Annotated in this window: 13 protein-coding genes; 1 reads left to right on the top strand and 12 read right to left on the bottom strand. The window is 71.0% G+C overall.

What is annotated here, in order from left to right:
* Positions 1-332: 332 nt before the first annotated feature.
* The 12 genes from tyrS to ACWEOE_RS36050 all read right to left on the bottom strand — a co-directional run bounded on the left by tyrS (position 333) and on the right by ACWEOE_RS36050 (position 13,122).
* On the bottom strand, positions 333-1,601 hold the full coding sequence (gene tyrS / locus ACWEOE_RS35995) for a tyrosine--tRNA ligase (protein WP_452017242.1): 1,269 nt from the start codon (positions 1,599-1,601) through the stop codon (positions 333-335).
* 32 nt (positions 1,602-1,633) lie between these two features.
* Entirely contained in the window at positions 1,634-2,263 is a 630-nt protein-coding gene (locus ACWEOE_RS36000) for a DNA-3-methyladenine glycosylase (protein WP_452017244.1), read from the bottom strand.
* 84 nt (positions 2,264-2,347) lie between these two features.
* Positions 2,348-3,763: an argininosuccinate lyase gene (gene argH / locus ACWEOE_RS36005; protein ID WP_452017246.1), complete on the bottom strand. Its 1,416-nt coding sequence runs from the start codon at positions 3,761-3,763 to the stop codon at positions 2,348-2,350.
* Between the two features lie 25 nt (positions 3,764-3,788).
* Positions 3,789-4,721: an argininosuccinate synthase domain-containing protein gene (locus tag ACWEOE_RS36010; protein ID WP_452017248.1), complete on the bottom strand. Its 933-nt coding sequence runs from the start codon at positions 4,719-4,721 to the stop codon at positions 3,789-3,791.
* Positions 4,718-5,215: an arginine repressor gene (locus ACWEOE_RS36015; protein WP_452017250.1), complete on the bottom strand. Its 498-nt coding sequence runs from the start codon at positions 5,213-5,215 to the stop codon at positions 4,718-4,720. The genes ACWEOE_RS36010 and ACWEOE_RS36015 overlap by 4 nt, the downstream gene beginning before the upstream one ends.
* The gene (gene argF / locus ACWEOE_RS36020) at positions 5,212-6,138 is read right to left on the bottom strand and encodes an ornithine carbamoyltransferase (protein WP_452017252.1); all 927 of its coding nucleotides are present in this window, start codon (positions 6,136-6,138) and stop codon (positions 5,212-5,214) included. The genes ACWEOE_RS36015 and argF overlap by 4 nt, the downstream gene beginning before the upstream one ends.
* Positions 6,138-7,343, bottom strand: a complete 1,206-nt coding sequence (locus ACWEOE_RS36025; RefSeq protein WP_452017253.1) for an acetylornithine transaminase — start codon at positions 7,341-7,343, stop codon at positions 6,138-6,140. The genes argF and ACWEOE_RS36025 overlap by 1 nt, the downstream gene beginning before the upstream one ends.
* Positions 7,340-8,269 carry an acetylglutamate kinase gene (gene argB, locus ACWEOE_RS36030; RefSeq protein WP_452017254.1) on the bottom strand — a complete coding sequence of 310 codons (930 nt, stop codon included), beginning with the start codon at positions 8,267-8,269 and terminating at the stop codon, positions 7,340-7,342. The genes ACWEOE_RS36025 and argB overlap by 4 nt, the downstream gene beginning before the upstream one ends.
* The gene (gene argJ, locus ACWEOE_RS36035; protein WP_452017256.1) at positions 8,266-9,426 is read right to left on the bottom strand and encodes a bifunctional glutamate N-acetyltransferase/amino-acid acetyltransferase ArgJ; all 1,161 of its coding nucleotides are present in this window, start codon (positions 9,424-9,426) and stop codon (positions 8,266-8,268) included. The genes argB and argJ overlap by 4 nt, the downstream gene beginning before the upstream one ends.
* Positions 9,423-10,451 carry an N-acetyl-gamma-glutamyl-phosphate reductase gene (gene argC / locus ACWEOE_RS36040; RefSeq protein ID WP_452017258.1) on the bottom strand — a complete coding sequence of 343 codons (1,029 nt, stop codon included), beginning with the start codon at positions 10,449-10,451 and terminating at the stop codon, positions 9,423-9,425. Before argC ends, argJ begins: the two co-directional genes overlap by 4 nt.
* A gap of 392 nt (positions 10,452-10,843) precedes the next feature.
* Positions 10,844-11,308, bottom strand: coding sequence for a helix-turn-helix domain containing protein (locus ACWEOE_RS36045; protein WP_452017260.1), 465 nt, complete (start codon positions 11,306-11,308; stop codon positions 10,844-10,846).
* Between the two features lie 227 nt (positions 11,309-11,535).
* Entirely contained in the window at positions 11,536-13,122 is a 1,587-nt protein-coding gene (locus ACWEOE_RS36050; RefSeq protein WP_452017262.1) for an alpha/beta hydrolase, read from the bottom strand.
* Positions 13,123-13,252: 130 nt separating this feature from the next.
* Between ACWEOE_RS36050 and ACWEOE_RS36055 the strand changes: the two genes are divergently transcribed.
* Entirely contained in the window at positions 13,253-13,942 is a 690-nt protein-coding gene (locus tag ACWEOE_RS36055; RefSeq protein ID WP_452017264.1) for a DNA alkylation repair protein, read from the top strand.
* Positions 13,943-14,007: the final 65 nt, after the last annotated feature.

Raw genomic sequence — 14,007 nt, forward strand, 5'->3', positions numbered from 1 at the left:
TCTAGATTCTCAAAGGAAACCCCGACGAGGGGGTTTCATATAAGCTCTACTGGCTTAGTTCACTAGCACACTGTTGAGTTCTCAAGCAACACACCCCGATCAAACCCGAACCCCATCAGGGCCAGCCTCAACCGAAGCAGTCATTCCTAGCAGTTTTGGTGGGCCACCCACTCAATCGCCTGAGGCGAGAGCTTGGTTCGTGGTCCCGGTGGCCGCCCGGTTTCCCTGGCGACTTGGAGAACTTTACACGCCCCGAAAGGGCCCGAAACAGGGGGGTACCTTAACCGCGTTCCCGCAGGTCAGAGCCCTGTTTCGGGCCGCGCTAGCCGCGATCAGACGCCGAGGCTGACGCCGGCGATGTTCCGCTTGCCCTTCCGCACCACGAGCCAGCGCCCGTGGAGGGCGTCGGACGCGGCCGGCTTCCACTCCTCGTCGGAGATCTTCACGTTGTTCACGTACGCGCCGCCCTCCTTCACGGTGCGGCGCGCGGCGCTCTTGCTGTCCACCAGTCCCCCGGCGAGCAGCAGGTCGACGATCGTCGAGTCGTCGCCCGCCTTGCCGGTCGGGACCTCGGCCATCGCCGCGTCGAGCGTCTTCGCGTCGAGCTCACCCAGCTCACCGCGCCCGAACAGCGCCTGACTGGCCGCGATGACCTGCCGCGTCTGGTCCTCGCCGTGCACCAGGTCCGTGAACTCCTGAGCGAGGCGCTTCTGCGCCGCACGCAGGTGGGGCCGCTGTTCGGTGTCCTCGGCCAGCGCGTCGATCTCCTCCCGGTCGAGGAAGGTGAACATCCTCAGGTACCGCATCACGTCGGCGTCCCCGACGTTCACGAAGTACTGGTACCAGGCATACGGCGAGGTCATCTCCGGGTCGAGCCACAGGTTGCCGCCACCGGTGGACTTGCCGAACTTGCGGCCCTCGGCATCGGTGACCAGCGGCGCGGTCAGCGCGTGGGCCGAGCCGCTCTCGACGCGCCGGATCAGGTCGACCCCGCCGACGAGATTGCCCCACTGGTCGGAGCCGCCGACCTGCAGCTTGCAGCCGTACTGCCGGTAGAGCTGCAGGTAGTCCTGCGACTGCAGCAGCAGGTAGCTGAACTCCGTGTAGGACATGCCGTCGGACTCGAGCCGGCGCTTCACCGTCTCCCGGTTGAGCATCACGTTCACGGAGAAGTGCTTGCCGACGTCGCGCAGGAACTCCAGCACGTTCTGCTGGCCGGTCCAGTTCAGGTTGTTCTCGACCACGGCGCCCGTCGGCGACTCGTCGAACTCCACGAACCGCTCCAGCTGCCCGCGGATGCGCCCCGCCCACTCGGCGACGACGTCGAGGGTGTTGAGCGTGCGCTCCCCCGTGTCCCGCGGGTCGCCGATCATGCCGGTGGCGCCGCCGGCCAGCACGATGGGCCGGTGCCCCGCGCGCTGGAAGCGCTTGAGCATCAGCAGCGGGACGAGGTTGCCGGCGTGCAGGCTGGGCGCGGTCGGGTCGAAGCCGCAATAGAGGGTGAGCGGTCCCTGGTCGAGGTCTCGCCGCAGTGCGTCGATGTCGGTGGACTGCGCGATCAGGCCGCGCCAGGACAGCTCGTCAAGGATGTGCTCACTCACACCTGTAGATCCTCCCGCACCAGGTCAAGCGACTAACCCGCGGGGCGCACCTGCCGCCGTTTGCCACCGCGCCGGTAGGCCGAGACGGCGGGCGAGCCGTCGACCCAGAACCGCCACGGCGTATCCATCGCCGACGCGACGCCGACGCGCGGGCCGCTGCGGATCTGCTCGGGCGGCACGCGGTCTCCCACGCGCAGCCGGACCGGTGACGACGGGTCGGTGAGGTCCACGCCGTTCTGCGTCAGGTCGACGCGCAGCGCCGACGTGAGGACGGCGGGGCCCTTCGCGACCTCGCCGTCGCCACGGGCGTGCGGTCGGCGGGCGCGCACGATGTCGGCGCCCTGCACCACTTCGCCCGCCCGCAGGAGCACCCCGCCGGGCTGGTCCTCGTTGCCGCTGATCACGTTGGCGCAGAAGTGCATGCCGTAGACGAAGTACACGTACAGGTAGCCCGCCGGGCCCCACATGAGGGAATTGCGCGGGGTCTTTCCGCGAAAGCTGTGCGAGGCGGGATCGTCGAGGCCTCGGTAGGCCTCGACCTCGACCAGCCGCACGCCGACGGTGCCGTCGGGCGCGTCCGCCTCCAGGATCGCGCCGAGCAGCAGGGGTCCCAGTTCGACCGGGTCCAGTGCCAGTTCCTCGCGCCGGAACAACCGGTCCACACGTGCTCCCCTCGTCCGCCTCAGCCTAACCGGGTGCTCCGCCGTGCCCGGCCGGACGCGTGCGCTCCCGGCCGGGCCATTCGCCTACTTCAGCCACCGCCGCACGGTCGTCACCCGGTCCACCAGCCGCTCGAGCTGCTCGGCGACGCGGTCGGGCGCGGTGCCGCCGCGGGCATTGCGCGAGCGCACCGAGCCCTCGACTGTCAACACCTCGCGCACCGCCGGCGTGAGCGCCGGATTGATGGCCTGGAACTCCTCGTCGCTCAGCTCGTCGAGCCCGACGCCACGCCCCTCGGCCACGCGCACGCTCTCCCCCGCCGCCTCGTGGGCCACGCGGAACGGCACGCCCTGGCGCACCAGCCACTCCGCGATGTCCGTGGCGAGCGTGAAGCCGGCCGGGGCCAGCGCGGCGAGACGCTCGGTGTGGAAGGTCAGCGTGGCGAGCATGCCCGCGATCGCCGGGAACAGGAGCTCCAGCTGCTCGACCGAGTCGAACACCGGTTCCTTGTCCTCCTGCAGGTCGCGGTTGTACGCGAGCGGTTGCGCCTTCAGAGTCGCCAGCAGGCCGGTGAGGTTGCCGATGAGCCGGCCGGCCTTGCCGCGCGTGAGCTCGGCGACGTCGGGGTTCTTCTTCTGCGGCATGATCGAGCTGCCGGTGGCCCACGCGTCGTCGAGGGTCACGTAGCCGAACTCGGCGGTGTTCCAGATGATCACCTCTTCGGCGATCCGCGACAGGTTCACCGAGAGCATCGCGACCGCGAACGCGAACTCCGCCACGAAGTCACGCGAGGCGGTGCCGTCGATCGAGTTCTCGACACTCGTGTCGAAGCCCAGCTCCGTGGCCACGGCCTCGGGGTCGAGCCCCAGCGACGAACCGGCCAGCGCACCCGAGCCGTACGGCGACTCGGCGGTGCGGGCGTACCAGTCGCGCAGGCGGGAGACGTCGCGCAGCAGCGCCTGGCCGTGCGCCAGCAGGTGGTGGGCCAACAGCACCGGTTGCGCGTGCTGCAGGTGGGTACGGCCGGGCAGGATCACCTCGGGGTGGCGCCGCGCCTGAGAGACGAGCGCGTCGACCACGTCGAGGGTGCCCGCGACCACGCGGCGCGCGGCGTCGCGCAGCCACATGCGGAAGAGGGTGGCCACCTGGTCGTTACGCGAGCGGCCGGCGCGCAGCTTGCCGCCCAGCTCGGTGCCCGCGCGCTCCAGCAGGCCGCGTTCGAGGGCGGTGTGCACGTCCTCGTCGGCCACCGTCGGCGTGAACGCGCCGGAGGCGACGTCCTGCGCAAGCGTGTCGAGAGCCTCGATCATGCCGGCCAGCTCCGCGTCGGTGAGCAGCCCCGCCTTGCGCAGCACCCGGGCGTGGGCCCGCGAGCCGGCGATGTCGTAGGGCGCCAGGCGCCAGTCGAAGTGGGTGGAGGCGCTCAGCGCCGCCATCGCCTCGGCCGGTCCGCTGGCGAACCGGCCGCCCCACAGGGCCACCGGCTGGTCTTTCGCGCTCACGTGCTGCCTTTCTGCCTCGGGCCTCTCACGACGCCCGGTGGTTCGGGTGGTCCGGGTGCTCCTGCCCGGTCAGGGGACGGTACCGCCGCCCGACGGGACGCAGGTGCCGGCCGCGGGTGAGGTCCGCACCGCGCCGCCCGGTCACGACCGCCGTGCCACCGTGCAGCAGCAACCGGATGTCGCCACACACGTACTCCTGGGTGTGCCGCACGAACGCGTCGAGTGGTTCGCGCAGCGGCGAGGACCACAGCCCGTCCTGGACGAGCTCGGCCCAGCGCCGGTCGACGTTCTCCTTGAACCGGGCCAGCTCGCGCTCGAGCGTCATCCGCTCCAGCTCCCGGTGCGCCGTGACCAGCACGGTGGCACCCGGGGCCTCGTGCAGCTCCCGGCGGTCGGTCATCCGGTCGATCCGGCCGATGCCGTGCGCACCGGCGCGGTGGTTCAGCATCTGCACGGCTTCGCGCACGCTGACCGTCTCCCCGTCCACCGCGACGGGAACACCGCGGTCGAAGGTGACCACGACCTCGTCCGGCGCCTCGCGGTTCACGGCGGGGTCCTCGGTGTAGGTGAACGCATCACCCGGGGCGCACCACGGGTCCGCCGGAGCCTCGGCCGCGTGGCTCCAGAGCGTGCGACCGGGCCGGGCGGCGGCGAACACGGGCTCGGCGTGGTGCGCTTCGGCCACCACGACGAGATGGCGCTCCAGAACCGACCGCGCGAGTGCGGCGTCGACGAGCAACGCGTTGGACTGGACGGCCGGGAGGCAGAACCCGGCCGCGAACTCGTCGCGCGCGTCGACCACGATCACCTCGGCCGCCCCGTACGCCAGCGCTCGCCGCCGGATCGCGGCGGCGTCACCGCCACCGAGGTCGACCAGGACGGCGAGCACGTCGCCGGCCGCCGCGAGCCGCGAGACCGCGGACCCGCTCGCGGAGGCGAGCACGGCCCGGGTGGTCACGGTTCCTCCTCGGCCGAGCCGCGCGCGAGCGCGGTGAACCGTTCGGCGAGGTCCCTGCCGCTCAACGGTTCCCGGGCGATCACCGCGACCGTGTCGTCGCCGGCGATGGAGCCCACGACCTCCTCGAGCGCGGCGCGGTCGATGGCGCTCGCGAGGAACTGCGCGGCGCCGGGCGGCGTGCGCAGCACCGTGAGGTTGCCCGACGCGTCGGCCGAGACGAGCAGTTCCGCGAGCAGCCGGGACAACCTCGACGTGCCGCCCTGCACACCACGCACCGGGCTGCCGTCCTCGGGGATCACGTACACCGGCGCCCCCGAATCGGCGCCGCGCAGCTTCACGGCACCCAGCTCGTCGAGGTCGCGGGACAACGTCGCCTGCGTGACCTCGATGCCCTCGGCGGCGAGCAGCTTGGCCAGCTCGGTCTGGCTGCGGATGGCCATCGTGGACACCAGCTCCGTGATGCGAGCCTGGCGCCCGACCCGGCTGCCGGTCATCGACCGCTCTGCTCGAACAACCAGACGAGGAGCGCCTTCTGCGCGTGCAGGCGGTTCTCGGCCTCGTCCCACACCGCGCTGGCCGGGCCGTCGAGCACCTCGTCGGTGATCTCCCAGCCGCGGTGCGCGGGCAGGCAGTGCAGCACGATGGCCTCGTCGGCCGCGCGCTTGAGCAGCTCGGCGTTGACCTGCAGCGCGCGGAACGGACCCACTCGGTCGAGGCCGTCGTTCTCCTGGCCCATCGACGTCCAGGTGTCGGTGACCAGCACGTCGGCGCCCGCCACCGCGTCGTACGGATCGGTCACGACGACCGAGCTGCCTCCGGTCTCGGTGCCGCGCAGCTTCGCGTCGAGCATCACCTGCTGGTCGGGCTGGAAGCCCTCGGGCGACACGACCCGCACGTGCATGCCGGCGGTCACGCCGCCGAGCAGCAGCGAGTGGGCCATGTTGTTGGCGCCGTCGCCGAGGTACACCAGCGTGAGCCCAGCGAGCTTGCCCTTGCGCTCGCGGATGGTCATGAGGTCGGTGAGGACCTGGCACGGGTGGAACTCGTCGGTGAGGGCGTTGACGATCGGGATCGACGCGCCCGCGGCCATGGCGTCGATGCGCTTCTGCGCGAAGGTGCGCCACACCACTGCGTCGACGTAGCGCGACAGCACGCGCGAGGTGTCCTCGATGGTCTCCTCGCGGCCCAGCTGCATCGAGCGGCCGTCGACGATCACCGGGTGCCCGCCGAGCTGGCTGATGCCGACCTCGAACGAGAACCGGGTGCGGGTGGAGTTCTTCTCGAAGATCGCCGCGACCGTCTTGCCGGCCAGGGCCTTGGTGCCGAGCGGGTCGGCCTTGAGTGCGTCGGCCAGGTCGAGGAGCGCGGCCTGCTCGGCGTGGCTGACGTCGTCGTCGCGGAGGAAGTGGCGAGGCATCAGTTCGAGTCCTTCGTGGTGGTGGAGTCGAGCGCGGCCGGGAGTGCGGACAGGAAGCCGTGGGCCTGGTCGGCTTCGAGCACCAGTGGCGGGGCCAGCCGGATGGTGTCCGCCGCGACGGGGTTGACGAGGTACCCGGCGTTCTGCGCGGCCTGCGCGACCGCGGCGGACACCGGCTCCCGCAAGGTGATGCCGAGCAGCAGGCCGGCGCCGCGCACGCCGGAGACGAGCGGGTGCCCGATCGCCTCGACACCGGCCGCGATGTCCTTGCCCAGCGCCGAAACGTGGTCGAGCAGGTTGTCGCGCGCGATGGTGCGCAGCACGGCCAGCCCGGCCGCGCAGCAGACCGGGTTCCCGCCGAAGGTGGTGCCGTGCTGGCCCGGCTTCAGCAATTCACCCGCCGCGCCGATGCCGATCACGGCGCCGAGCGGCAGCCCGCCGCCGAGGCCCTTCGCGAGCGTGATGACGTCGGGGAGGACACCCGCCTGCTGGAAGGCGAACCAGGAGCCGAGCCGGCCGATGCCGGTCTGGACCTCGTCGAGCACGAGCAGCGTTCCGGTGGCCTTGGTGATCTCGCGCGCGGCTTGCAGATAGCCAGCGGGGGCCGGGATCACACCCGCTTCGCCCAGCACCGGCTCGAGGAACACGGCCGCGGTGTCGGTGTCGACGGCCGCGCGCAGCGCTTCGACGTCGCCGTAGGGCACGTGCGTGACCCCCGGCACCAGCGGGGTGAACGGTTCCCGCTTGCCGGGCTGACCGGTGAGCGAAAGCGACCCCATGGTGCGGCCGTGGAACGCGCCCTCGGCCGCGACGACCTTGGTGCGGCCGGTGATGCGGCTGATCTTCAGCGCGGCCTCATTGGCTTCGGCGCCGGAGTTGGCGAACAGGATCTTGGCCTGTCCGGTGAGGCCCGCGACGTCGAGCAGCGCCTCGGCGAGCTCGACCGCGACCGGGTTCACGTACAGGTTCGACGTGTGGCCCAGCGTCGCGATCTGCTCGGAGACGGCGCGCACGATCTCCGGGTGGGCGTGGCCGAGCGCGTTGACGGCGATGCCGCCGACGAGGTCGACGTACTCCGTGCCCTCGGCGTCCCACACCTTCGCGCCCTCGCCGCGGACAAGCGTCAGGCCGGGGGTGCCGTAGTTGTCCATCAGGGCCGACTGCCAGTGCTGCCGGCTCGCCTCGTTCGAGGTGGGGGTGGTCACGGGAGCTCCGTTCCTGTGGTTTCCGGATAGACCATCGTGCCGATGCCGCGGGAGGTGAAGACCTCCAGCAACACGGAGTGGGCGAGGCGCCCGTCGATCACGTGGGCGCGGCGAACGCCGCCGCGGACCGCGCGCACGCAGGCCTCCATTTTCGGGATCATGCCGCTGGCGAGCTCCGGCAGCATCTTCTCGAGCCGGTCGACCTGGATGCGGTCGATCAGCGACGAGCGGTCGGGCCAGCTGGCGTAGAGGCCCTCCACGTCGGTGAGCACCACGAGCTTCTCCGCGCCCAGCGCCGCGGCCAGCGCACCGGCGGCGGTGTCGGCGTTGACGTTGTGCACGACGCCGTCGACGTCCGGCGCCACCGTGGACACCACGGGGATGCGGCCGGCGTTCACGATGTCGAGCACCGCGTCGGGGTTCACCGCGGCGACCTCGCCGACGAGGCCGATGTCGACCTGCTCACCGTCCACAGTAGCCTGTTTGCGCTCGGCGGTGAACAGCCGCGCGTCCTCGCCCGAGATGCCGACGGCGTACGGGCCGTGGGCGTTGATCAGGCCCACCAGCTCACGGCTGACCTGCCCCACCAGCACCATGCGGACGATGTCCATCGTCTCCGGCGTGGTCACGCGCAGGCCGCCCTTGAACTCGCCCGCGACACCGAGCCGGGTGAGCATCGCCGTGATCTGCGGTCCCCCGCCGTGCACCACCACAGGATGCAGGCCGACGAGGCGCAGGAACACCATGTCCTGCGCGAACGCCGCCTTGAGGGTGTCGTCGATCATCGCGTTGCCGCCGTACTTCACCACCACTGTGGCGCCGTGGAACCGCTGCAGCCACGGCAGCGCCTCGATGAGCACTTCGGCCTTCTCGGCCGCTGTCCCGAGCCTGTCGTCCGCGGAAATCAGGTCCTCCGTGCCGGTCATGAGGAGTAGGCGCTGTTCTCTTCGACGTAGCCGTGGGACAGATCGGTGGTGTAGATCGTGGCCTCGGCGCCGCCCACGCCGAGGTCGACCACGACCTCGATGGCGCGGCCCGACAGGTCCGCCGCCGAGCGGTCGGCCGCGGTGGTGCCCGACGCGAACAGCGTGACGCCGTTGATCGTGATCGACACCGTTTCCGGGTCGATGTGCGCGGGCGCGCGGCCGAGCGCCATCGCGATGCGGCCCCAGTTGGGGTCGGAACCGAACAGCGCCGTCTTCACGAGGTTGTCCTCGGCGATCGTGCGTGCGACCACCACGGCATCGTCCTCGGAAGCGGCCCCCCGCACCGTGATATCCACGTCCTTCGTCGCGCCTTCGGAGTCGGCGCGCAACTGCAGCACGAGGTCGTGGGCGACCGCGGTCAGCACGTCGGTGAGCTCGGCCTCGGTCGGCTCGACCCCGCTCGCACCGGAGGCCAGGACCAGCACCGTGTCGTTGGTCGACGTGCCACCGTCGACGTCGAGCCGGTCGTAGGTGACGCGAGTGGCGGCACGCAGCGCGCGGTCGAGAACTTCCTTGTCCACCACGGCATCCGTGGTGAGGACCGACAGCATCGTGGCGAGGTTCGGCGCGAGCATGCCGGCGCCCTTCGCGAAGCCGCCGACACTCCAGCCTGCGTCGTGCTTCGCAAACGCTTGCTTCGGCAAGGTGTCGGTGGTCATCACGCCGGACGCCGCGTTCAGGCTCGCCTCGGGACTCGCGTCGAGCGCCTTCACGGCACTGTCCACACCGGACAGCACGGCGGCCATCGGGAGCCGCTCGCCGATGAGGCCGGTGGAGCACACGGCGACCTCGATCGCACCGACGTCGAGGACCTCGGCGACTTTTTCGGCGGTGGCGTGGGTGTCCTGGAACCCGCCCGGGCCGGTCGCCGCGTTGGCGCCGCCTGAGTTGAGCACGACCGCTTTGAGCTTCTGCTGCTTCAGGACTTCCTGCGACCACAGCACGGGCGCGGCCTTGATCACGTTGCGCGTGAACACTCCAGCAGCCACGTCGAGCGGGCCGTCGTTCACGACCAGCGTGAGGTCGAGCGCGCCGGAGGCCTTGATGCCCGCGGCGACGCCGGCGGCACGGAAACCCTTCGGTCCGGTGACGGTCACGGTGCCACTCCCACGGTGGAAAGTCCGATGGTCTCGGGGAATCCGAGCGCCAGGTTCATCGACTGGACGGCACCGCCGGCGGTGCCCTTGGTGAGGTTGTCAATCGAGCAGATCACGACGAGCCTGCCCGCGTCGACGTCGACGCCCACCTGGAGCTGGACGTTGTTCGACCCGAGCGTCGAGGCCGTCGCGGGCCACTGGCCGGCGGGCAGCAGCTGCACGAACGGTTCGGCGTCGTAGGCCTTCTCGTAGACCTCGCGCGCGGTGGTCTCGTCGACGTCGCCGACGAGCGGCGCGCTCGCGGTGGTGAGGATGCCGCGCGGCATCGGGGCGAGCACGGGCGTGAACGACACCGTGACCGGCTTTCCGGCCACGCCGGAGAGGTTCTGCGCGAACTCGGGCGTGTGGCGGTGCTTGCCCCCGACGCCGTACGCGCTGGCCGACCCCATGACCTCGGACCCGAGCAGGTTCGGCTTGAGGCTCTTGCCCGCGCCGGAGGTGCCGGTGACCGCCACGACCGTGACGTCCGGCTCGATCAGACCTGCCGCCAGGGCCGGGGCGAGCGCGAGCGATCCGCCGGTCGGGAAGCAGCCGGGGACCGCGATCCGCTTGGTGCCCACGAGCTTCTCGCGCGCGCCGGGCAGCTCGGGCAGGCCGTAGGGCCACTGCCCGGCGTGCTCGCCGCCGTACCAGCGCTGCCAGTCGGCCTGGTCGGCCAAGCGGTGGTCGGCGGCGAGGTCGACCACCAGCACGTCGGGTCCGAGCTGAGCCGCGACCTCGGCCGAGTGGCCGTGGGGCAGCGCCAGGAACACGACGTCGTGGCCGGCCAGCGTCTCCGCCGTGGTCTCGGCCAGCACGCGCCCGGCCAGCGGCGCGAGGTGCGGCTGGTGCGCGCCCAGCATCGTCCCCGCGCTGCTCGCCGCCGTCAGCGCACCGATCTCGACCTCGGGATGGGTCAGCAACAGGCGGAGCAGTTCACCGCCCGCGTAGCCGCTCGCGCCGGCCACCGCGATCTTCACCGTCATACGCATGATTATGCACGACCATGCAATCTCAAACAAACAGGATTCCGCTGCGCCAGGTGTGTTTCCGGCCATGCCGGGCCGGGGCCGCGCTCGCCATCGCCTGCGCCGGAGGCTGTTGCCGCAGCTCTCGGCGCCGCGATGACCGAGCCAACTCCCGGTTCGCCCGATCGAGTGGTTCCGGCGACGGGCCCCGTGACGCACCCGCGCAAGCCCGGCCGTCCGGGCAGGCGCCGCACGAGCCCGAGCCAGCCCCGCCGGCATCTGCCACCGTGATCGGCCCGACCGCCGCATCAGCTCCCGGTACCGCGGCAGGCACCCTGCCCGCAGGCCAGCCGATCGGGTGGTCCGGCCTGCGCCGTGCCCGCGGCCACGAGCGCCGCGGGCACGGCTGATCACTCTTCCCCCGCGGCGGGCTCGCGCAGGCTCGGCGGCACGGGCAGGTGGTGCCCCGGCCGCTCCGGATCGCAGCCGACCCGGGGCAACCGCGAGCGGATGCCACCCGCCGTGCGTTCGAACCGGCGAGCCAGGTCGGCGACCGTGTCGCCCGCGAGCCACGCCGACTCCAGCTCGGCGCTCCACGGTTTTCCTTGCTGCGCGGGCCGTTCGCCCGATCTTCGGCGCGGCCCGCCGGCGAACGCGTGGAGGCTGCCGGCCAGGAGGTCGGCCACCGCGGGGACCACGGCGGTGTCGAGGTCGAGCTTGCCGTGCGCGACCGACTCGCCATCGGGCCCTTCGCCGCCCACGGTGACCGTGACGCGGCTCTGTTCGGCCGCGTCGCCCGGGCGGGCGACGACGGCGATCCGGTACTGGACGTTTCCGGCCCTGACCTCGGTCCGGTGCTCTTCGATGATCGTCATGCCGGGAAGGTAGCGCCCACCCCCGACAGAATCCGCTCACGGTTCGTGCCCGGGCGGCTGCGCTCCGAAATTGTCGGACCCCTGTCATAGCGTCTCCGGTCGACCCGAAGAGCGATCGAGGGGGCCTGATGCGAAGGCACGGACAGCGCGGACACAGACGCCACGGAGAACACAGACAGCCGGTGCCCCGGCTTGGCGGACCAGACCGGGGCACCGGGAGGAAGGGATCAGAAGTGCAGCAGCGAACCGGCGTGAGCCGGGGCGGGTATGTCGGTCTTCTGCTGTTCCTGGTCTGCGCCGGCGGCCGAGGGCACCGGCGGCGGCACCGCCTCGCACTGGGCGTCGGAGTGGTTGCCCGCCGTGCGTTTCGGCAGCGCGCCGGTCGCGAGGTAGTCCGCGACCTTGTCGTCCACGCAGGCGACTCCGGACAGCGAGCCGGCGTGCGTGGTGCCGCCGGGGGCGCTGATCAGGCTCGACTTCGGGAACAGCTTCCGGACCGCGAGGCTGCCCTCATACGGCGTGGCCGCGTCGAGCTCCTCACTGATGAGCAGCACACCGGCGACCTTGCTGCCGTCGACCTTCACCGGCTTGCCGGCTTTCGCGGGCCAGTCGACGCAGGGCGCGTTGAACCAGGCGTTGCCCCACGTCTCGAACGGCGCGCGGAAGTAGGTCGTCCAGTTGTCGAGGCGCCAGCGGTTCCAGCTGGCCGGCCACTGCACGTCGGTGCACTGCACGGCGCTGTACACGGCGTACCCGTTGTCGTCGCCGGGCGGGTTGGAGTTGTCGTAGAGGTTCTTGAGCGTCTGCCAGTCGCCGCGGTGCACCCAGCCGTCGAACGCCTTCGCCAGGTCCGCCCAGCCGAACACGTAGTAGCCGGCCTGGAGGAAGACGTCGGTCCACTCGTCGCCGCCGATCACGCCGCCCGCGGCGGAGCGGTCGAGCTTCTTCTGCTGGTCGTACCAGAGCGCTTCGACGGCGGTGGCTGTCTTGCCGAGGTGGTACACGTTGTCGTACTTCGCGAGCCAGCCGAAGTAGATCTTGATGTTGCGGTCGAACGCCACGTCCTGGTCGAGGTTCGCCTGGTACCAGACCTTGCCGGGGTCCACGTTGCCGTCGAGCACCATGCGGCGCACGTTCTTCGGGTATCGCGTGCTGTAGACCTGGCCGAGGTAGGTGCCGTACGAGAAGCCGTAGTAGTTGATCTGCTTCTCCCCCAGCGCCACGCGGAGGCTGTCCATGTCCTGCGCGACGTCGGTGGTCTTGATGTGGCCCAGGATCGCACCATTCTTCGCGCACGCTTTCGCGTAGCCCTCGGTCTTGGCGAGCCAGGTGCGCTCGAGCTGCGGAGTCGTGGGCACGTACGGCGGGCGGTCGTAGGAGAAGTAGCCGCCGTCGCACCTCACCGCGGGCTTGCTGGAGCCGACGCCGCGCGGGTCGAAGCCGATCCAGTCGTAGCTTTGCCCGGCACCGTTCGGCACGTACTGGCCGAGCACCGACAGGCCGAGGCCGGAACCGCCGGGGCCACCCGGGTTCACCAGCATCGCGCCCTGGTACTGCGCGGACTTGTGCTTGATCCGCGACACGGCTACCTGCACCTTGGCGCCGGAGGGTTTGTCGTAGTCCATCGGGACCACGAGGAAACCGCATTCGGCGCCGGCCTTGATCAGGCTCGCGGTCTGGCACGGCCCCCAGCTGATCGCCGGAGGGGTGTAGCCCGGCTCAGCCGCCCCCTGCGCGGCCGTGGCAGCCGGTGCGGCGGCCATCGTCCCGACCGCGACACCCGCGGCGGCCAGTACGGCAAGGATTTTCTTCACGGTGGTCCTCTTCGTTCGCGAGTTACCCGAATTGGTGGAAGCTGCCGACAACCCGCCACAATCTCCTCGCACGACACGAGTTGCGCCAGCCGTCATCCGGCGGTGGCCGGCGCGCTGGAGGTGACCGCGGATGGGTGTGGACACGGCGTTGATCTCGGCCGTCCGAACAGGACTCGCCGACCTCGCGGACCCGGCGAAAGCGCCGGCCATGCAGGCGTACATGAAATCGGCGATGCCGTTTCGCGGCGTGGCCAAACCCGATCGTGCCGCGCTGATGAAGGCCGTTCTCACCACCCACGTGCTGCCCGATCGGGTGAGTTTTTCAAGGACGGTGCTGGTCCTCTGGCGCACCGCCGAATTCCGCGAGGAGCGCTACGCGGCGATCGACCTGTCGGGCCACCGCGCGTACCGGCGGTGGCAGGACCCGGCCCTGCTGGACCTCTACGACGAACTGATCGTGGACGGTGCGTGGTGGGATTTCGTCGACGAGGTCGCGATCCGCCGCGTCGGCCCGATCCTGCGGCAGTACCGCGCCGACGTCACGCCCGTACTGCTGCGGTGGGCCGCCGACCCCGACCGCTGGCGCCGCCGCGCTGCCGTCATCTGCCAAGTGTCGGCGAAGGCGGACGTCGACCGCGCACTGCTGACGACGGCGATCGAGGCCAACGTCGCCGATCCGGATTTCTTCCTGCGGAAGGGGATCGGCTGGGCGCTGCGTGACCACGCGAAAACAGACCCGGACTGGGTGCGTACGTTCGTGCGTGACCATCCCGGTCTGTCACCACTGTCCACACGGGAGGCCTTGAAGAACCTGACTTGACCGCGATCGGCTGAACGAAGGGAGAACAGCGACGGAGCAGAAGCGCCCAGGTGGGCGCTCGGAGC

Source organism: Amycolatopsis sp. NPDC004368, from assembly GCF_053602515.1.

Excerpts from the sequence above, each read along its gene's own strand:
- argB (WP_452017254.1), bottom strand. The coding sequence starts at position 8,269 with ATGACCGGCACGGAGGACCTGATTTCCGCGGACGACAGGCTCGGGACA.
- ACWEOE_RS36045 (WP_452017260.1), bottom strand. The coding sequence starts at position 11,308 with ATGACGATCATCGAAGAGCACCGGACCGAGGTCAGGGCCGGAAACGTC.
- argF (WP_452017252.1), bottom strand. The coding sequence starts at position 6,138 with ATGCCTCGCCACTTCCTCCGCGACGACGACGTCAGCCACGCCGAGCAG.
- ACWEOE_RS36055 (WP_452017264.1), top strand. The coding sequence starts at position 13,253 with ATGGGTGTGGACACGGCGTTGATCTCGGCCGTCCGAACAGGACTCGCC.
- ACWEOE_RS36015 (WP_452017250.1), bottom strand. The coding sequence starts at position 5,215 with ATGACCGGCAGCCGGGTCGGGCGCCAGGCTCGCATCACGGAGCTGGTG.
- argC (WP_452017258.1), bottom strand. The coding sequence starts at position 10,451 with ATGACGGTGAAGATCGCGGTGGCCGGCGCGAGCGGCTACGCGGGCGGT.